Source organism: Novosphingobium sp. BL-S-20 (assembly GCF_055521635.1).
On sequence record NZ_CM145494.1, the window covers coordinates 1,007,826 to 1,024,966 of the forward strand.

Annotated in this window: 20 protein-coding genes and 1 tRNA gene; 18 read left to right on the plus strand and 3 right to left on the minus strand. The window is 64.5% G+C overall.

The window, feature by feature from the left end:
• Positions 1 to 38: 38 nt before the first annotated feature.
• The gene (locus ACZ1II_RS12720; protein WP_465146764.1) at positions 39 to 647 is read right to left on the minus strand and encodes an NAD(P)-dependent oxidoreductase; all 609 of its coding nucleotides are present in this window, start codon (positions 645 to 647) and stop codon (positions 39 to 41) included.
• A gap of 54 nt (positions 648 to 701) precedes the next feature.
• On the opposite strand from ACZ1II_RS12720, the gene ACZ1II_RS12725 reads away from it, so the two are divergent.
• The 11 genes from ACZ1II_RS12725 to rpmE all read left to right on the plus strand — a co-directional run bounded on the left by ACZ1II_RS12725 (position 702) and on the right by rpmE (position 10,886).
• Positions 702 to 1,133 (plus strand): winged helix-turn-helix transcriptional regulator, encoded by a 432-nt coding sequence (locus ACZ1II_RS12725; RefSeq protein ID WP_465146765.1) that lies wholly within the window; start codon positions 702 to 704, stop codon positions 1,131 to 1,133.
• Between the two features lie 167 nt (positions 1,134 to 1,300).
• Complete coding sequence (pyrH, locus tag ACZ1II_RS12730; protein WP_147219303.1) at positions 1,301 to 2,023, plus strand: UMP kinase; 723 nt, start codon at positions 1,301 to 1,303, stop codon at positions 2,021 to 2,023.
• Between the two features lie 3 nt (positions 2,024 to 2,026).
• Positions 2,027 to 2,584 (plus strand): ribosome recycling factor, encoded by a 558-nt coding sequence (gene frr / locus ACZ1II_RS12735; protein ID WP_465146766.1) that lies wholly within the window; start codon positions 2,027 to 2,029, stop codon positions 2,582 to 2,584.
• 31 nt (positions 2,585 to 2,615) lie between these two features.
• Positions 2,616 to 3,305: a polyprenyl diphosphate synthase gene (gene uppS, locus ACZ1II_RS12740; protein WP_465146767.1), complete on the plus strand. Its 690-nt coding sequence runs from the start codon at positions 2,616 to 2,618 to the stop codon at positions 3,303 to 3,305.
• A complete protein-coding gene (locus ACZ1II_RS12745; RefSeq protein ID WP_465146768.1) occupies positions 3,292 to 4,062 on the plus strand; it encodes a phosphatidate cytidylyltransferase in 771 nt (256 codons plus the stop codon). Before uppS ends, ACZ1II_RS12745 begins: the two co-directional genes overlap by 14 nt.
• 5 nt (positions 4,063 to 4,067) lie before the next feature.
• Positions 4,068 to 5,219: a 1-deoxy-D-xylulose-5-phosphate reductoisomerase gene (locus tag ACZ1II_RS12750; protein ID WP_465147292.1), complete on the plus strand. Its 1,152-nt coding sequence runs from the start codon at positions 4,068 to 4,070 to the stop codon at positions 5,217 to 5,219.
• Between the two features lie 32 nt (positions 5,220 to 5,251).
• Positions 5,252 to 6,637, plus strand: a complete 1,386-nt coding sequence (gene rseP, locus ACZ1II_RS12755; protein ID WP_465146769.1) for an RIP metalloprotease RseP — start codon at positions 5,252 to 5,254, stop codon at positions 6,635 to 6,637.
• Positions 6,638 to 6,823: 186 nt separating this feature from the next.
• Complete coding sequence (bamA, locus tag ACZ1II_RS12760; protein WP_465146770.1) at positions 6,824 to 9,460, plus strand: outer membrane protein assembly factor BamA; 2,637 nt, start codon at positions 6,824 to 6,826, stop codon at positions 9,458 to 9,460.
• Complete coding sequence (locus ACZ1II_RS12765; RefSeq protein WP_465146771.1) at positions 9,460 to 10,062, plus strand: OmpH/Skp family outer membrane protein; 603 nt, start codon at positions 9,460 to 9,462, stop codon at positions 10,060 to 10,062. The genes bamA and ACZ1II_RS12765 overlap by 1 nt, the downstream gene beginning before the upstream one ends.
• A 21-nt stretch (positions 10,063 to 10,083) precedes the next feature.
• Positions 10,084 to 10,536, plus strand: coding sequence for a 3-hydroxyacyl-ACP dehydratase FabZ (fabZ, locus tag ACZ1II_RS12770; protein ID WP_334183611.1), 453 nt, complete (start codon positions 10,084 to 10,086; stop codon positions 10,534 to 10,536).
• 122 nt (positions 10,537 to 10,658) lie between these two features.
• Positions 10,659 to 10,886, plus strand: a complete 228-nt coding sequence (rpmE, locus tag ACZ1II_RS12775; protein ID WP_232494211.1) for a 50S ribosomal protein L31 — start codon at positions 10,659 to 10,661, stop codon at positions 10,884 to 10,886.
• Between the two features lie 102 nt (positions 10,887 to 10,988).
• Here the strand turns inward: rpmE and ACZ1II_RS12780 are convergent, their stop codons facing one another.
• Complete coding sequence (locus ACZ1II_RS12780; protein WP_465146772.1) at positions 10,989 to 11,366, minus strand: PilZ domain-containing protein; 378 nt, start codon at positions 11,364 to 11,366, stop codon at positions 10,989 to 10,991.
• 182 nt (positions 11,367 to 11,548) lie between these two features.
• On the opposite strand from ACZ1II_RS12780, the gene ACZ1II_RS12785 reads away from it, so the two are divergent.
• Positions 11,549 to 12,103: a superoxide dismutase family protein gene (locus ACZ1II_RS12785; protein WP_465146773.1), complete on the plus strand. Its 555-nt coding sequence runs from the start codon at positions 11,549 to 11,551 to the stop codon at positions 12,101 to 12,103.
• Between the two features lie 59 nt (positions 12,104 to 12,162).
• Here ACZ1II_RS12785 and ACZ1II_RS12790 read toward each other — a convergent pair whose 3' ends face one another.
• Entirely contained in the window at positions 12,163 to 12,795 is a 633-nt protein-coding gene (locus ACZ1II_RS12790; protein ID WP_465146774.1) for a prolyl hydroxylase family protein, read from the minus strand.
• 178 nt (positions 12,796 to 12,973) lie between these two features.
• Between ACZ1II_RS12790 and ACZ1II_RS12795 the strand changes: the two genes are divergently transcribed.
• The 6 genes from ACZ1II_RS12795 (at position 12,974) to ACZ1II_RS12820 (ending at position 17,123) form a co-directional block, all read left to right on the plus strand.
• Positions 12,974 to 13,050: transfer RNA gene (locus ACZ1II_RS12795), tRNA-His, on the plus strand.
• 105 nt (positions 13,051 to 13,155) lie between these two features.
• Positions 13,156 to 13,884, plus strand: coding sequence for a heme ABC transporter permease CcmC (ccmC, locus tag ACZ1II_RS12800; protein ID WP_465146775.1), 729 nt, complete (start codon positions 13,156 to 13,158; stop codon positions 13,882 to 13,884).
• A 54-nt stretch (positions 13,885 to 13,938) separates the two neighbouring features.
• On the plus strand, positions 13,939 to 14,079 hold the full coding sequence (locus tag ACZ1II_RS12805) for a hypothetical protein (RefSeq protein ID WP_465146776.1): 141 nt from the start codon (positions 13,939 to 13,941) through the stop codon (positions 14,077 to 14,079).
• 2 nt (positions 14,080 to 14,081) lie between these two features.
• Positions 14,082 to 14,570 (plus strand): cytochrome c maturation protein CcmE, encoded by a 489-nt coding sequence (gene ccmE, locus ACZ1II_RS12810; RefSeq protein WP_465146777.1) that lies wholly within the window; start codon positions 14,082 to 14,084, stop codon positions 14,568 to 14,570.
• A gap of 10 nt (positions 14,571 to 14,580) precedes the next feature.
• Complete coding sequence (locus ACZ1II_RS12815; protein WP_465146778.1) at positions 14,581 to 16,572, plus strand: heme lyase CcmF/NrfE family subunit; 1,992 nt, start codon at positions 14,581 to 14,583, stop codon at positions 16,570 to 16,572.
• Positions 16,569 to 17,123, plus strand: coding sequence for a DsbE family thiol:disulfide interchange protein (locus ACZ1II_RS12820; RefSeq protein WP_465146779.1), 555 nt, complete (start codon positions 16,569 to 16,571; stop codon positions 17,121 to 17,123). The genes ACZ1II_RS12815 and ACZ1II_RS12820 overlap by 4 nt, the downstream gene beginning before the upstream one ends.
• Positions 17,124 to 17,141: the final 18 nt, after the last annotated feature.

Genomic DNA, 17,141 nt, shown 5'->3' on the forward strand with positions numbered 1-17,141 from the left:
ATGGCTTCCCGGCCCTTTTTCTATGCCTGTTTGCGTCTTCAGTAGGCGGCGGTGAAGCGCGCCCGGCTGTGCTTGTGGGCTTCCAGTTCGTCGACCATGGCGATGGCGTAGTCGGCGAAGCTGATCTTGCTCTCTCCCGCCTCGTCGGTGACGAGCTGGTCGGTGCCGGGGCGATAGGTGCCGGTGCGAGGGCCTTCGAAGATCAGTGCGGCGGGTGAGAAGAAGGTCCAGTCCACGTCTTCGACCTGCCGGAGTGCGTCGAGGAAGGTGATGCCGCCCAGCGCGAAGGGCTTCCATTCCTCGGGGAACTCGGGCGAATCGATCAGACGCTGGCCGGGCGCGACTTCGAGGCTGGCGGCACCGCCGGTGACGAGCAGGCGCGGCACTCCGGCCTTTCGGATTGCGGAGAGCAGGGTTTCGGCGGAAATGTCGAAGTGCAGGGCGCTGATCGCCGCGTCGCTGCCCGCGATGAGCGCGGCGAGGGCTTCGGGATCGGAGGCGTTGCCCGCTTTTGCGGTCACGCCGTCTATGGCCGGAATCTTTTCGGGGTTGCGCGCGATGGCGAGAACCTGATGCCCGCGTGCGGCGGCTTCCCTGGCGATTTCCGATCCGGCGCGGCCGCTGGCGCCGAGGACTGCAATCTTCATTCCGGATACTCCACTGGTTTCCAATAGTGACCAAGTGTGTCATGGAGTTCATCTATGCAAGAAGGCACTTTCATCGCACCGGGTTACCCGGAGGAAACCGGCGGCAGGCAGCCCGACGTCTACGCAGCGAACTGCCCGACCCGGCAGTTGCTCGACCGCATTGCGGACAAGTGGAGCGTGCTGATCCTCACCACTCTCGGCGCGGGCGAAATGCGTTTCAATGCGTTGAAGCGCCGGATCGACGGCATCTCGCAGAAGATGCTCAGCCAGACCTTGCGCTCGCTGGAGCGTGACGGGTTGGTCGCGCGCCATGTCGTGCCGAGCGTGCCGGTGACGGTCAGCTATGCGATCACGCCGCTCGGCAGCGAACTGATCGAGGCGCTCCAGGCGATGATCGACTGGGCGGAGCGGCGCATGGCCGACGTCACGCTCTCGCAGCTTGCCTACGATGTTCGGGAGCGGGAACTGGCCGAGGCGATGGGCTGAACTTGCGTCGGGCCGAGTTGATTGAGCGGCTGTCTCGGAAGGGGTAGGCGGAGGCGTCGCGGCAAGGCAGCACCGGCTCGGTCGCGCTCATCCACAAGCTCGCCCCTTGGCAAGCCGCCCGTGCGCTCCTAAAGCCGGGCGAAATGCCCAGAGGAGATTGTGCGGCCATGAGTTCTTCCCCCTACAAGCGCGTCCTTCTCAAGCTGTCGGGCGAAGTCTTGATGGGAAGCCAGCAGTTCGGGATCGACCCGGATTTCGTCGCCGAACTTGCCAAGGAAGTGAAGGCGGCCAAGGAAACCGGCCTGGAGATCTGCCTCGTGATCGGCGGCGGCAACATCTTCCGCGGCATGGCCGGTGCCGCGCGCGGCATGGACCGGGCGCAGGCCGACTACATGGGCATGCTGGCCACCGTCATGAACGCGCTGGCGATGCAGAACGCGCTGGAGCAGCTCGGCGTCGAGACCCGCGTGCAGTCCGCCGTGCAGATGGACCAGGTCTGCGAGCCGGTGATCCGCCGCCGCGCCGAGCGTCATCTTGAAAAGGGCCGCGTGGTGATCTTCGCCGCCGGTGTCGGCGCGCCTTACTTCACCACCGATTCGGGCGCTGCCCTGCGCGCCGCCGAAATGCGCTGCGATGCCCTGCTCAAGGGAACCAGCGTGGACGGCGTCTATGACAGCGACCCCAAGACCAACCCGGACGCCAAGCGTTACGATTCGGTCGATTACGACACCGTCCTCGCCGACAACCTGAAGGTTATGGACGCTTCCGCCGTGGCGCTCTGCCGCGACAACGCAATCCCGATCGTCGTGTTCTCGATCCGCGAGAAGGGAAATCTTGCCACCGTTCTCGCGGGCGGCGGCACCAAGACGATCGTCCAGAAAGGAGCCTGATTCATGGCCAAGTACGACAAGGCGGACCTCGAACGCCGCATGACCGGCGCGATCGAAGCGCTCAAGCACGACCTCTCGGGCCTGCGCACCGGCCGCGCCAATACCGCGCTGCTGGAGCCGATCATGGTCACCGTCTACGGTGCCAACACCCCGATCACCCAGGTCGCGACGATCTCGGCCCCCGAGCCGCGCATGCTTTCGGTGCAGGTCTGGGACAAGTCGAACATCGGCCCCGTCGAAAAGGCGATCCGTTCGGCAGGGCTTGGTCTCAACCCGATCAATGATGGCAACACCCTGCGCCTGCCGATCCCGGACCTGACCGAGGAGCGCCGCAAGGAGCTTGCCAAGCTCGCCGGTTCCTATGCCGAGAAGGCCCGCGTCGCCATTCGCAACGTGCGCCGTGACGGTATCGAGAACCTCAAGGCCGACGAGAAGAAGAAGGAAATCTCGGAAGACGAGCGCAAGCGCGGCGAAACCGAAGTCCAGAAGCTGACCGATGACATGATCAAGCAGCTCGACGAAGTCTTCGGCGCCAAGGAAAAGGAAATCCTCGGCAAGTGAGGCCTTGCGGCACCGGCTTGAGGACCCTTTGATGGCGAAGAGCGAACCCGTTTCCGCGCGTCACGTTGCCATCATCATGGATGGCAACGGCCGCTGGGCGAAAAAGCGCCACCTGCCGCGCGTGCTGGGCCACCAGCGCGGCGTGGAGGCGGTGCGCCGCGTCGTGCGCGGCGCCCGCGAGATGGGACTGGAAGCGCTGACGCTCTACGCCTTCTCCACCGAGAACTGGCGGCGGCCGGAGGAAGAGGTCTCCGACCTCATGAGCCTGATGAAGCGCTTCATCCTCTCCGACCTCGACGAGTTCGCGGCGGCGGGCGTGCGGCTGAAGATCATCGGCGACTACCAGGCCTTTAAGCCCGATGTCGTCGAACTGATCGAAGGCGCGGTGGCGAAGACCGCCGCCAATACCGGCACGACGCTGGCCGTGGCGCTGAACTACGGTTCGCAGGACGAGATCGCCCGCGCCGCCACCAAGGCGGCGGCCAAAGGTCCGATCACGCCGGAAACCATCGCGGCGGAACTGGATACGGCTGACCTGCCGCCGCTCGATCTGGTGATCCGCACCTCCGGCGAAGTGCGCCTGTCGAACTTCCTGCTCTGGCAGGCGGCCTATGCCGAAATGCTGTTCACCGAAGTGCTCTGGCCGGACTTCACTGCCGAGCACCTGCGCCAGGCGCTCGACGACTTCACCGCCCGCGAGCGACGTTATGGCGGACGCTGATCCCGCGAAGAAGTCCGACCTCGGGGTGCGGACGGTTTCGGCAGCGGTCATGCTGGTCGTTTCCGGCGGTGCGCTCTGGCTGGGCGGCGTGGTCTGGACTGCTTTCGTCTGCGCCGTGGCGCTCGGCGTATTGTGGGAATGGGTCAGGCTGGCGCGCGGCGGCACGCAGCATCCGGGTGAGCGCGCCGCGTTCAATTTCGGCGGCATGCTCTATGTCGGGATCGGCGCCGCGATGCTGCTGTTCCTGCGCAACCCCGCTTTCAGTCTTGCCCCGCTGCTGACGATTCTGCTGGCGGTGATCGGCGTCGATGTCGGCGCTTACTTCACCGGGCGCAGCCTCGGCGGCCCCAAGATCGCCCCGTCGATCAGCCCGTCCAAGACCTGGTCCGGCCTGCTCGGCGGCGTGCTCGGCGCGACGCTGGTGCTGTTCGGTGCCGCGCGGTTCTGGCAGGAGGGGCTGCTCTCGGTCCATCCTCAGGGCAATGCCGCCGATGCGCCTGCCTGCTTCGGCATGCAGCCCTGCTGGTATCTGACCGCGAACGCGCTGCCGCTCTTCGTGACATGCCTGCTGACCGGCATTCTCGTCGCCGTCTGCGCGCAGGCGGGCGATTTCTTCGAAAGCTGGATGAAGCGCCGCGCCGGAGTGAAGGACTCCGGCAACTTCATTCCCGGCCACGGCGGTTTCTTCGACCGTCTCGACGGCTTGCTGGCGGTGCTTTTCGTGCTAGGCCTGATGATCCTTTTCCAGCCGCGATGACGACCATGCGCACCATTTCCGTTCTCGGAGCCACCGGCTCCATCGGCGCATCGACGCTGGACCTCGTTCGCCGCAATCCGGCGGACTGGCGCGTCACCGCGCTGACCGCCAACGGCAATGTCGCCGAACTGGCGAAGCTGGCGATCGAATTCTCCGCTGAACTCGCCGTCGTTGCCGACGAGACACGGCTTCCCGCTCTGCGCGAGGCCCTAAGCGGAACCGGCATCGAGACTTCCGGTGGCGCGGCTGCACTTGTGGAAGCGGCGGCGCGCGGTGCCGATGTTACCGTCGCGGCCATCGTCGGTTGTGCAGGCCTCGCGCCGACGATGGCGGCAATCGAGCAGGGCGGGGTGATCGCGCTCGCCAACAAGGAAGCGCTCGTCTCGGCGGGTGAAGTGATGACGGCGGCGGTCGAACGCCACGGCGCCACCTTGCTGCCGATCGATTCGGAGCACAACGCGATCTTCCAGTGCCTCCAGGGCAACAGCCTCGACCATGTCCGCTGGATCACGCTGACGGCAAGCGGCGGCCCGTTCCGCGACTGGTCGCTCGACCGGCTGACTCTGGCGACCCCTGCACAGGCGGTGAAGCATCCGAACTGGGACATGGGCGCGAAGATCAGCGTCGATTCGGCGACGATGTTCAACAAGGGCCTCGAATTGATCGAGGCGCATTACCTGTTCCCGGTCGGCCTCGACAAGTTGCGGATCATCGTCCACCCGCAGTCCGTGGTCCATTCGATGGTCGAGTACCGGGATGGGTCGACATTGGCGCAGCTTGGCCCTTCCGACATGCGCGTGCCGATCGCCTCGGCGCTGGCCTGGCCGGAGCGGATGGACACGCCCTGCGCACCGCTCGACCTTGCCGAAATCGGTGAACTGACCTTCCGCAAGCCCGACGAAGTGCGCTTCCCCGCCACCCGTCTCGCGCGCGAGGCGGCGGAAGCGGGCGGCGGCATTCCTGCCGTTTTGAATGCCGCGAACGAGGTGGCTGTGGCCGCCTTCCTCGGCGGTCAGATCCCGTTCACGCGCATCGCCGCACAAGTCGAGGACGTGCTCGGCGCCTACTCTCCGCCCGCGCCTGCGAGCCTGTCGGACGTACTTGCGGTTGACGGCGAGGCGCGAGCAAGGGCAAGCATGCTGGCCGGGACTGCGTGACGATACGCGGTCCGAAGAGGATTCCCTGAATAGTGACCGCATCGCCGAACCTGCTGACGACGATTTTTGCTTTCCTGCTGGTGCTGGGGCCGCTCGTGCTGATCCACGAGCTTGGCCACTATCTGGTCGGGCGGCTGTTCGGCGTGAAGGCGGATGCCTTCTCGATCGGTTTCGGCAAGGAGATCGCGGGCTGGACCGACAGGCGCGGCACCCGCTGGAAGCTCTCGATGCTGCCGCTTGGCGGCTATGTCCAGTTCGCAGGCGATATGAACCCGGCCTCGGCACCCTCTGCCGGAGAAGACGGCCTGACGGCTGAGGAACGCGCGAAGACTTTCCATGTGAAGCCGCTGTGGCAGCGTGCGCTGATCGTCTTTGCCGGGCCGCTGACGAACTTCGTGCTCTGCGTGCTGATCCTCGCGGGCTTCGTCTATGCCCACGGACGCCTGATCGCGGAGCCGGAAATCGTCGGTTTCTCTGAGACCTCTTCGGCCAAGGCGGCGGGGCTTGAGATCGGCGACCGCATCACGGCCATCGACGGCGAAAAGATTTCCAGCGTCACCGAGATTCCCGAGCATACCGTCTACTTCCCCGGCAAGACCGTGAACCTCGCGGTGGAGCGCCAGGGGAGCACGGTCGTCCTGCCGGTGAAGATCGCCGGTGAAGAAGTCAGCGACGATTTCGGCAACAAGGCCAGGATCGGCGATCTGGGGCTCGACTTCGCGGTTCCGGTGGTCAGCGGGATCATGGACGGTTCTCCGGCGGATCAGGCCGGAATGAAGATCGGCGATCGCATCGTCGCTATCGGTGAAACCCCGATCAACAGCTTCCGCGAAGTGCCGCCGCTGGTCATGCCCAAGGCCGGGCAGCGGATCACCGTCACCGTCATGCGCGGAGGCGAGGCGCATGTCCTGCCGCTGACGATCGGCAGCGCCGTCCAGAAGGACGAGAAGGGCCAGTCGGTCACTGTCGGCCGGATCGGTGTCGAGTCCGGTTTCGGCCGTCTCGAAAAGGTCGGCCCGGTTCAGGCGCTGGGCATCGGCGTGGAGCGCAGCTTCGGCCTGATGGGCACGATCGTCACTGGAATCCGCCAGATCGTGACGGGTGACCGCTCGGTTCGCGAACTGGGCGGACCGATCAAGATCGCCAAGTATTCGGGCGAACAGTTCTCGCTCGGCTGGGAGCCGTTCGTGGGCTTCGTGGCGATGATCTCGATTAACTTGGCATTCATCAATCTCCTGCCAATTCCTGGGCTCGACGGCGGGCACCTGGCTTTCTACGCGGCCGAACTGGTTCGCCGGAAACCGCTGGGCCTGCGCAGTCAGGAATGGGCGATCCGAACCGGGGTGGCACTCGTGCTTGCCCTGATGCTGTTCGTCACGGTCAACGATCTGGCATCTCTTCCGATTTTCGGGGGCTGAATTTCGGGGGATAGCCTGGAGAATTCATCAGCCATCACATTTCCGCCGGGATTGGCTGCTTGATTGGACGTCGTCCATCGGGCAGATGGGCGCGATTACCTGTCGTCATGACGGGCAGCCTGGCGGGTCGGTCGAAGTCCTCGCGAAAGCGAATACGGGAATTTGCGTAGAATGATCGGATTGGAAATGGGTCGCAGCACTGAAGCTCGCCGTGCGCCGCAGCTTGCCATAGTGCTTATGGGGACCACGATCCTCGCCGGAGCGCCCCAGCTCGCGTTTGCCCAGAATGCACCGGCAACCACACCCGCACCCGTTGCGGCTCCCGCTACGGAAGCGGGTGAAACGATCCAGACGATCCAGGTCAAGGGTTCCGAGCGTCTCGAACCGCAGACCGTGCTGTCCTACATCCAGCTGCGCGTCGGCCAGACCTACACCAAGGCTGCGGGCGACGCTGCGCTGAAGGACCTTTACGCGACCGAGCTGTTCTCGGACGCGCAGGTCAGCAACGACAACGGCGTCGTGACAATCACGGTCAAGGAAAACCCGGTCGTCAACCGCATCATCCTCGAAGGCAACAAGCGCATCAAGGACGACAAGATTCTGCCGGAGATCAAGGTTTCTCCGCGCCAGATCTTCACCCGTTCGAAGATCCGCGCCGACGTGGCCCGCATCATCGAGCTCTACAAGCGTCAGGGCCGCTACGCCGCGACCGTCGAGCCGAAGATGGTCATGCTTGACCAGAACCGCGTCGACATCGTTTTCGAGATTACCGAGGGCGACAAGTCCAAGGTCCGCCAGATCAACATCCTGGGTAACGAGCACTTCTCCGCCGGCGAACTGCGCGCGCAGATGGTGACCAAGCAGGCCCGCTTCACGCGCCTGTTCAGCTCGGGCACCAGCTACGATCCCGATCGCATGGCCTTCGACCAGCAGAAGCTGCGCCAGTTCTACCTGACGCAGGGCTATGCCGACTTCCGCGTGGTTTCGGCCGTGGCCGAACTGACGCCGGACAAGAAGGACTTCATCATCACGTACGTGGTGGAGGAGGGTAAGCGCTACAAGTTCGGCGACGTGAAGGTCGAGAGCCAGCTGCGCGACTTCGACGGCGACAAACTCGCGAAGAACCTGACGATCCACAAGGGCGACTGGTACGACGCGAAGAAGGTCGAAGACACGATCGAGGGTCTGAACGACACCGCCGGTGCCTTCGGCTACGCCTTCGCCGACGTTCGCCCGCAGTATGATCGCGACAAGGAAAACCTCACCATGGGGCTGACCTTCGTGATCCAGGAGGCGCCGCGCGTCTACGTCGAGAAGATCGACATCAACGGCAACACGCTGACGCAGGACAAGGTCGTCCGCCGCGAGTTCCGTCTGGCCGAGGGCGATGCCTTCAACTCTCTCCAGGTCAAGCGCTCGACCAACCGCATCAAGTCGCTCGGCTACTTCCAGGAGAAGTTCGAGGTCGAGCAGAAGCCTGGCAGCGCCGAGGACCGCATCATCCTCGAAGCCAACCTTGAGGAAAAGCCGACCGGCGAACTCCAGCTCTCGGCCGGTTTTTCCAGCCTTGAGCGCTTCATCTTCCAGGCCTCGATCCGCCAGCGGAACTTCCGCGGCCGCGGCCAGACGATCGGCCTTTCGGGCAGCTATTCGTCCTACTCGAAGTCGATCGAGGCCAGCTTCGTCGAGCCGTACCTGTTCGACAAGAACGTGTCGCTGGGCATCGACGTTTACCGCCGCGACTACAACAGCTTCAATTACTACAATTCCGACCGCAATACGACCTACGAACAGTCGACCACCGGCTTCCAGGTTCGTGCGGGTGTGCCTCTGACCGAATACCTCACGGCGATCGCTCGTTATACGCTGAACTACGATGACGTCTCGCTGGACAAGGGGACGTATTATACGATCGATCAGAACGGCAACTACACTTGCGATCCCTTGCGCGCGGGTCGCTATCTCTGCGACGCCATCGGCAAGCGTCTGAGTTCGATCATCGGCGGATCGCTGATCTACGACAACCTCGATAACCGCATGCGTCCGACGCGCGGCGAAACCATTTCGGCGAACGTGGACATTGCCGGTCTCGCCGGTGACGTGAAGTATTATCGCATTCGCGGCAATGCAGCGAAATACTGGCCGCTGGGTAAGGGCTTCATCTTCTCGGTTCAGGGCGAGGGCGGTCTGATCAAGGGCTGGGGCGGCAACGACATTCGTCTGACTGACCGCTTCTACCTTGGTGAACCGCAGATTCGCGGTTTCGGTATTCGCGGCGTCGGTCCGCGTGTGGTGCGTCAGTACCTCACTGCCGACAGCGACGGCAACTACACCGTCAACGGCCAGGATTCCGACGACGCGCTTGGCGGTAAGTATTATTACATGAGCCGCGCCGAGCTGGAAATTCCGCTTGGTTCGGGTGCCCGCGAGATGGGGCTGCGTCCGTCGATCTTCCTGGATGCCGGTGCCGTGTGGTCGATCAAGTCTCCGGCGCTGAGCGATTGCAAGACCGGCTGTTTCATCGGTTCGCGCGATTCCAGCGGCAATCAGCTCTACACCCAGACGGCATCCGACGGCACGACCACGACCACGACGAGCGCGACGAATACGGTCACGGGCGCGGCTAACACGGCGATCGGTACGACGAGCTACTTCACCGAGTCCTTCCTCGGCAACACCTGGAAGCCGCGTGTGGCCATCGGTTTCGGCGTGAACTGGAATTCGCCCTTCGGGCCGTTCCGCATCGACATTTCCAAGGCGCTGCTCAAGTACGACGGCGACAATACCAAGACCTTTACTTTCAACGTGGGAACTCAATTCTGATGAACATGCTTCTCAAGTCCGCCGCTCTCGCCTCGGGCCTGGCGTTTGTCGCTCTCGCCCAGCCTGCGCTGGCGCAGGCCGTGCCCGCGTCGAAGGTTGCCGTTGTCGATCTCGACCGCGTTGCGCGTGAATGCAACGCCTGCAAGACGGCCAACCAGTCGCTGCAGCAGCAGATCCAGGCCTTCGAAGCCCGTCGCAACCAGCTCCAGGCTTCGCTTCAGCCTGAAGCGCAGGGTCTCGAAACTGCCGTCAAGGCGCTGAACGGCAAGCAGCCCGACGCCGCGCTGCAGACCCGCATCCAGGCCTACCAGCAGAAGGAACAGCAGGCCGGCCAGGAACTGCAGGGCCAGCAGCAGCAGATCCAGCGCAACCAGGCCTATGTCGGTCAGCAGATCCAGGCGCAGCTCCAGAACCTCTACAAGCCCGCGATGCAGAAGCGCGGCGCCAACGCGCTCGTCGAAGTGGGCCAGACGCTCGCTTACGACCCCTCGCTGGACATCACCACCGACGTGCTGACCGCGCTGAACGGCGCGCTGACCACGATCAACACCACGGCACCGGCTCCGCAGCAGCAGCCGGCTCCGGCGGCCTCAGGCCGTTAAGGGTAGCGGCGGGTTAAAGCGATGAGCGATTCGACCGAGTTCGTCTACGACACCGCGAAGATCCTGGCGGCCCTGCCGCATCGCTACCCGATGCTGCTGGTCGACCGTGTGGTCTCGTTCGACGAGAACGAGATCCACGCGGTCAAGGCCGTGAGCTTCAACGAGGACTTCTTCCAGGGGCACTTCCCGGGCCGTCCGATCATGCCCGGCGTTCTCCAGATCGAGGCGCTGGCGCAGGCGGCGGGCATCCTTGCCATCGAATCGCTCGGGCTGGCCGGAACCGGCAAGCTCGTCTATTTCATGGCGATCGAGGAAGCGAAGTTCCGCAATCCGGTGACGCCCGGCAACTTGCTCGACCTGCGGGCCGGCTTCGTCCAGAAGCGTTCGCGCGTCTGCAAGTTCTGGGGCAAGGCCTCGATCGGCGACAAGGTGACTTGCGAAGTCAACTTCACCGCGATGATCGCTGACGCCTGACGGGGTAGGGGGAAGGCTCCGGCCATCCCCTTGACCCTTGCTTTTTCGGGGGCTCCCGTGTAAGGGCGCCGCTTTCCCAAGCAGGCCGGTCGGAACCGGCCATATGCGAAGAGAGATACGACATGAAGGCCGATACGCATCCCGACTACCACACGATCACCGTTCAGATGACCGACGGTTCGACGTTCCAGACCCGCTCGACCTGGGGCAAGGAAGGCGACACGCTGGTTCTCGACATCGATCCGACGTCGCACCCGGCCTGGACCGGCGGCAAGGCGCAGCTGCAGGACGGCGGCCGCGTTGCCCAGTTCAACAAGCGTTTCGGCGGTCTCTCGCTCAAGAAGAACTGAGCGAAACCCGTTTACGAACACGAAGAAGGCGGTCCTTGCGGGCCGCCTTTTTTGTTGTGCGTCTGATTCGCAAGTGTCGGGGTGCCGCGGTTTCCGGCAGGTTCAGTCTTCCAGGCCGAAGTCCATGACGTCCTGCCAGTCCAGCCGCTCGGCTGGAACCGGACGCAGAAACTCCATTCCGGCGGTATCGCCGCGCACCCAGCGGACGACGGCCTGTAGTCCGGCCATTTCGGAGCGTGCCCGGTTTTCCAGGCGGATGGCTACGAAAGCACCCAGGCGCAGCCAGTCTGCACGATCGTCGGGGCCGGGCCGGCGTATGCAGCAGCCGTGGGTCGATACATCGGCCAGTTCGACTTCCAGGATATCGCCGGGCGCCGTTTCCAGCGTAGCTTGATAACGGGCAGGGCGCCGATGTTCCCGCCGTCGTTCGGTGCTGGTTCTGGTCGCGCCGGGCATGAGCCTTGCGAGCGGTGCATTCACTGTGCGATGTCCTTCAGCGATGTCTTTGGCGTCCCGTTGAAAATTCGGAGCCATTCTCCGTCATTAGGATTAACGGTTTGTCATCGTGTTGCCGCGCCTGTCCGGAATTCGGTCGAAAGCGGGGAGCGGTGACCATGAAAATGCAGGTGCCGGGGCTCCCGGCGCGCAGTTGGAGAAGCGTAATGACCCGTACCTTCCGAATTCTTGCCGCATGCGGCGCAGCCGCCCTGGCAGCCGGTGCCTTTGCTGGCCAGGCCGCCGCGCAGGACAAGGCGGCCCCTGCGTCGGTTCGCGCCGATGTCATCGGTCTCGACGGCAAGCCGCTGGGCACCGTCACGCTTCAGGAAACGCCTTCGGGGGTCCTCGTTTCCACCGACCTCAAGGGGCTGCCTCCGGGCGACCATGGCTTCCATTTTCACGAGAAGGGCCTTTGCGAGCCTGCGCAGAAGTTTACCACTGCCGGTGCCCATTTCGCCGGTGGCGGTCATATGCACGGGTTGATGGCATCGGGCGCGCCGCATGGCGGCGATATGCCGAACCAGCATGTCGGTGCCGACGGGGTGCTCAAGGTGCAGGTGCTCAATACCGGCGTGTCGCTGGGCGCGGGCGGCAAGTCGCTGATCGACGCCGACGGTTCGGCTTTCGTGATCCATGCCGATCCGGACGATTACACCAGCCAGCCTGCCGGTAACGCCGGTGGCCGTATCGCCTGCGCAGTCGTCAGCCCGCCCCAGTGATCTAAGCCGTGACGTGGAGAGGGGAGGGGCCGCCCGCCGCTCCCCTTCACCCGCTCCCCTCATCCCCAGGGGCGTTCGCGATACCACTGGGTAATGACGTACTTGAAGCCCTTGCGCACTTTCATGGCGTGATGGAGTGTCGCCGCATTGAGCGCGCCGTCGGTGCGGCGGTTGTTCCAGGCGATCAGTTTTCCGCGCTCCGGCTGGATGAGCTTGTCGATCGCCTTGAAGCGAGTCGCGCCGCCAGCCTCGACATCGTTGAGATAGATCATGAAGGTCCAGGTCCGCTGCCCGGCGACCGAGCAGTACCTGTCGTAATCGGCATTGTTCGGCTCGAAGTAGTCGGTGTGCGCCTTGAACTCCTGCCCGACCTCATAGCGCTGCCCTTGCAGAGGTTCGGCATGGGTGAGGTCGATTCGCGAAAGCGCCGCCAGTTTGTCGGCCAATGCCGCCACGGCGGGTTCGCTGCGGGAAAGGTCGCAGGTCGAACTCGTGCGGAAGGCATCGTCGCCGTTATAGTTGGCGATCGTCGAGGGACGGTGCTGCGCCTCGATCATCGCCACCAGCTCGTCGCATTCTGCAGGGGCCAGGAAATCGCGCAGGACGAAGAGATCCAGTCGCGATGAGGGAAAGCGCTGAACGCCGGGGTGCGCGAGCAGAATCTGCGCGGATGATTCGCCTGGAGCCGTCATGACGCACCTTTAGCGGGCCGATCCGGGCGGGAAAATTGCAGGAGTTTTCGCTCAAACCAATTTTTTGCTTTGCAAGACGCCAAACCTTGTGCAAAGGGCGCCCTCCGCACCGAGCGCTGCATAGCGACACGGAGCGGACTTCGGAAAGCCCGGCGATATGGCACGTGCTTACCGTGTGGCGATTGTAGCTCAGTTGGTTAGAGCGCCGGTTTGTGGTACCGGAGGTCGTGGGTTCGAACCCCATCAATCGCCCCATTTTTCCCCTTCTATCGAAAATTCGGGCGTCTGCCGGGTTTAGGGCCCGGATATTAGCATAGCCCACTTGCTCCTTCCCTCGCGGACGATAGAACGCCCCCTGACATGCACGGCCTTGCCAATCCCGCCCGGTTCCTGCGCATCGCCCGTTGGTTGATGCCTCTCTGCATGAGTGCAGGTTTCGTCATCGCCTTCGGTGCGCTTGGCTGGGGGCTGTTCTTCGGTCCGGCCGAACGCCTTCAGGGTGAGACGGTGCGGATCGTCTATCTTCACGTACCGGCGGCCTGGCTCGGCATGGCCGGCTGGATGGGCATTGCAGGGGCCAGCTTCACCGAACTGGTCTGGCGTCATCCGCTGGCGGGAATCGCCGCGCGGGCCTGCGCGGTGCCGGGCGCGGTGTTCACGGCCGTCTGCCTGATCACCGGATCGCTCTGGGGCCGACCGGCCTGGGGGACCTGGTGGGTATGGGACGGGCGGCTGACCAGCATGCTGGTGCTGCTGTTCCTCTATTTCGGCTGGATCGCGCTCTCGCAGGCGAGCGAGGCTGCCGATGGCGGCCAGAACCGCGCTCCGGCGATCTTCGGACTGGTCGGCGCGGTGAACATTCCGATTATTCACTATTCGGTGATCTGGTGGAACAGCCAGCACCAGGCGCCGAGTATCACGGTCGGCAAGTCGGCGATGGCAGGCGCCTTCCTCTGGCCGCTGCTGCTGGCGATGCTGGGGTTCACGCTGCTTTTCGCAGGCTGCGTGCTGGCACGGATGCGGGCGATTCTCGCGAATCAGCAGGCCGAGGCGCGGCTGCGGCGCAAGGCCCTCAGCGATGCCTGGTAATGTGCGACAGCTGGTGAAAAAGACGACAGACGAAATGACGGGCACGAATATCTGATGCGCGAGGCCATGAATCCCTGGACCTTCGTGGTCGCGGCCTACGCCGTTGGCATCGGTGCCACTCTGGCGATGGCCGGCTGGTCGCTGCTTTCGATGAAGCGCGCCGAGAAGCGCCGCGACAGTGCGAGAAAGCGCTGAGCATGGAGCGGAACACTGCAAACGGCACTGCCGTGAAGGGCGCGATCAAGGCCAAGCATCAGCGGCTGGTGCTGCTGGTCGTCGCGCTCGTGGTGCTGATCGGCGCCGCGCTGCTGGCGGCCTGGGCGCTGCGCAACCAGGCGAGCTATTTCTACGTTCCGGCGGAGATCGTCGCCAAGCCCCCTGAACCGGACCGTGCCGTGCGGCTCGGCGGCATGGTGGCGCGAGGTTCGCTCAGGACCGAGGCCGACGGCGTGACGATCGCTTTCGCGGTCGAGGACGGCAAGGCGCGCGTTCCCGTTCGCTTCAGGGGCATCGTGCCTTCGCTCTTCGTCGAAGGCTCGGGCGTCGTCGCCGAGGGGCACATGGGCAGGGAGGGCACGTTCGTGGCCGACAACCTCCTGGCCAAGCATGATGAGAACTACGTGCCGCGCGAAATGAAGGACATGAGCAGGGAGCAGGCCGAACAGGTCATGCAGCAAACCAAGTGAGGCAGCGCTGATGATTGCCGAACTCGGTCTTGCCGCCCTCTGGCTCGCCGCCGCCCTTGCAGGGCTGCAACTCGTGGCCGGAGCGCTCGCGCTGACGTCGCGAGGGGCGTCGCTGGCGGGGATTGTCCGCCCGGTCGCGGTGGTGCAGGGCGCTTTGGCGCTGATCGCCTTTGCCTGCCTGATAACGGTTTTCGCCACCACCGACCTCTCGGTGAAGCTGGTGGCGATGAATTCGCATTCGCTGAAGCCGCTGATCTTCAAGATCGCCGGGACCTGGGGCAACCATGAGGGCTCGATGCTGCTCTGGGTCACGGTGATGGGCGTGGCGGGCGGCTTCGTGGCATTGATCGAGAAGCATCTGCCGGAACCTATGCTGCTGGCCACTCTTGCCGGGCAGGCTTTCGTCAGCCTCGGCTTCTATGCCTTCCTGCTGATTGCCTCGAATCCCTTCGAGCGGCTCTTTCCGGTTCCCGAGGAAGGCAACGGCCTCAATCCGCTGTTGCAGGACCTCGGCCTCGCGTTCCATCCGCCGACGCTCTACCTCGGCTATGTCGGGCTTTCGGTGGCCTTCAGCTTCGCGATCGGCGCGCTCGTCACCCGGCAGGTCGGTCCGGCCTTTGCGAGGGCCATGCGGCCCTGGGTACTGGGTGCCTGGATATTCCTGACGGTGGGCATCACCGCCGGGTCCTACTGGGCCTATTACGAGCTGGGCTGGGGCGGCTGGTGGTTCTGGGACCCGGTCGAGAACGCCTCGCTGATGCCCTGGCTGGCGGCTACCGCCTTGCTGCATTCGGTCAGCGTGCTAGCGGCGCGCGACGCCTTGCGGGCCTGGACGGTGATGCTGGGCGTCGTCGCCTTCTCTATGTCGATGATCGGCACGTTCCTGGTGCGCTCGGGCATTCTCACCAGCGTCCATGCCTTTGCGGTGGACCCCGAGCGCGGCTCGTTCATCCTCGCGCTCTTGGCGATCAACATCGGCGGCGCGCTGACGCTCTTCGCCTTGCGTGCCGGCACCGTGACCGAAGGCGAGCGCTTCGCTCCGGTCAGCCGCGAGGGCGCGCTGGTGTTCAACAATGTCATGCTCTCGGCGATCCTCGGCATTGTGCTGTTCGGCACGCTCTATCCGCTCGTGGCCGAGGCGATGGGCGCGAAAGTCTCTGTCGGCCCGCCTTACTTCAACCCGATGGGCGCGCTTTTTGCGGTGCCGATGCTGGTGGTGCTGGCGGTGGGACCGATGCTGCGCTGGCGGCGCGATTCGTTCGCGCGCATCGGCAAGTCGCTGGTGATCCCGGCGATGCTGGTGGCGGCGGGCATGATCGCCATGATCGCATTCGGCGGCGTGGGCGTGTTGCCGACGCTTGGATTCGCGCTGGCGCTGGGCCTCGGCTGGGCGAGCGTGTTGCCGCTGAAGGACCGCAACTTGCGCCGCACGCCGCTGCCGATCTGGGGCATGGTGATCGCGCATTTCGGGATTGCCGTCTCGCTTTTCGGCATGAGCTGCGAAAGCGCCTTCTCGGTGGAGAAGCTGGTTGCGGTGAAGCTCGGTGAAGTTACTGCGGTCGGTCCCTGGCAGGTCAAGCTCGACGCCGTGGAGCCGATGGCCGGGCCGAACTGGACCGCGCTCGAAGCGCGGCTGCTGGTGCGTTACGGCGATCACGGCAGGGTCGTGCAGATCGATCCCCAGTCGCGCAGCTTCTGGGCGCCGCCGCAGCAGACCAGCGAATCGGCGCTGCTGACCCGCTGGAACGGCCAGCTCTATGCCGTGCTGGGTGGTGAGGCGGATGCGAAGGATGGAAGCAGCCGCTGGCAGCTCCGGCTCTGGTGGAAGCCGTTCGTGACGCTGATCTGGCTGGGCGGTCTTTTGATCGCGCTGGGCGGCGTGCTGGCGCTTGCAGGCCGGGTCGCAAGCGACGTGCGCCGCATCTTCGCGCGCGAGAAGATTGCCTATCGCCGCGAGCGGATGGCCCTGCTGGACAATGGACAAGAAGGAGATCAGCCGTGAGCGATCCATCGCGTCCGAAGGCACCGCGTTGGGCGATCTGGTTGCCGCTGGTCCTGTTTGTCGGTTTCGTGGCGCTGGTCATGATCGGGCTTTATCGCCCCGCCGACAGGACGGTGGCGAGCGCGCTGGTCGGCAAGCCCATGCCCGCCTTCGCCTTGCCCGCCGCACTGCCGGATCGTCCGGGGCTGGCCAGCGCCGATATCGCGAACGGGCGGCCCCATCTCGTCAATATCTTCGCCTCGTGGTGCATTCCCTGCCGGGTCGAGGCGCCGCAGCTTGGCGCGTTGGCCCGCGCGGGCGTACCGGTGGTGGGCATTTCGGTGCGGGACAGCGCCAAGGCCCTGCAGGGTTTCCTCAAGGAGAACGGCGACCCCTACCAGCGGGTCGGCGCCGACGACGACGGCAAAGTGCAGCTCGCACTCGGGTCTTCGGGCGTTCCCGAGACTTACGTGATCGATGGCAAGGGCGTGATTCGCTACCAGCACATCGGCGAGATTCGGCCCGAGCATGTGCCGATGATCCTCGCAAAGCTGAAGGAGGCTGGTCAGTGAGCGCGCCGGTGATTCGGT

Excerpts from the sequence above, each read along its gene's own strand:
- ACZ1II_RS12785 (WP_465146773.1), top strand. The coding sequence starts at position 11,549 with ATGACCCGTACCTTCCGAATTCTTGCCGCATGCGGCGCAGCCGCCCTG.
- ACZ1II_RS12805 (WP_465146776.1), top strand. The coding sequence starts at position 13,939 with ATGCGCGAGGCCATGAATCCCTGGACCTTCGTGGTCGCGGCCTACGCC.
- rpmE (WP_232494211.1), top strand. The coding sequence starts at position 10,659 with ATGAAGGCCGATACGCATCCCGACTACCACACGATCACCGTTCAGATG.
- ccmC (WP_465146775.1), top strand. The coding sequence starts at position 13,156 with ATGCACGGCCTTGCCAATCCCGCCCGGTTCCTGCGCATCGCCCGTTGG.
- ACZ1II_RS12765 (WP_465146771.1), top strand. The coding sequence starts at position 9,460 with ATGAACATGCTTCTCAAGTCCGCCGCTCTCGCCTCGGGCCTGGCGTTT.
- ACZ1II_RS12750 (WP_465147292.1), top strand. The coding sequence starts at position 4,068 with ATGCGCACCATTTCCGTTCTCGGAGCCACCGGCTCCATCGGCGCATCG.
- ACZ1II_RS12720 (WP_465146764.1), bottom strand. The coding sequence starts at position 647 with ATGAAGATTGCAGTCCTCGGCGCCAGCGGCCGCGCCGGATCGGAAATC.
- ccmE (WP_465146777.1), top strand. The coding sequence starts at position 14,082 with ATGGAGCGGAACACTGCAAACGGCACTGCCGTGAAGGGCGCGATCAAG.
- frr (WP_465146766.1), top strand. The coding sequence starts at position 2,027 with ATGGCCAAGTACGACAAGGCGGACCTCGAACGCCGCATGACCGGCGCG.
- ACZ1II_RS12790 (WP_465146774.1), bottom strand. The coding sequence starts at position 12,795 with ATGACGGCTCCAGGCGAATCATCCGCGCAGATTCTGCTCGCGCACCCC.
- ACZ1II_RS12725 (WP_465146765.1), top strand. The coding sequence starts at position 702 with ATGCAAGAAGGCACTTTCATCGCACCGGGTTACCCGGAGGAAACCGGC.
- ACZ1II_RS12815 (WP_465146778.1), top strand. The coding sequence starts at position 14,581 with ATGATTGCCGAACTCGGTCTTGCCGCCCTCTGGCTCGCCGCCGCCCTT.
- ACZ1II_RS12745 (WP_465146768.1), top strand. The coding sequence starts at position 3,292 with ATGGCGGACGCTGATCCCGCGAAGAAGTCCGACCTCGGGGTGCGGACG.
- uppS (WP_465146767.1), top strand. The coding sequence starts at position 2,616 with ATGGCGAAGAGCGAACCCGTTTCCGCGCGTCACGTTGCCATCATCATG.
- pyrH (WP_147219303.1), top strand. The coding sequence starts at position 1,301 with ATGAGTTCTTCCCCCTACAAGCGCGTCCTTCTCAAGCTGTCGGGCGAA.
- bamA (WP_465146770.1), top strand. The coding sequence starts at position 6,824 with ATGGGTCGCAGCACTGAAGCTCGCCGTGCGCCGCAGCTTGCCATAGTG.
- fabZ (WP_334183611.1), top strand. The coding sequence starts at position 10,084 with ATGAGCGATTCGACCGAGTTCGTCTACGACACCGCGAAGATCCTGGCG.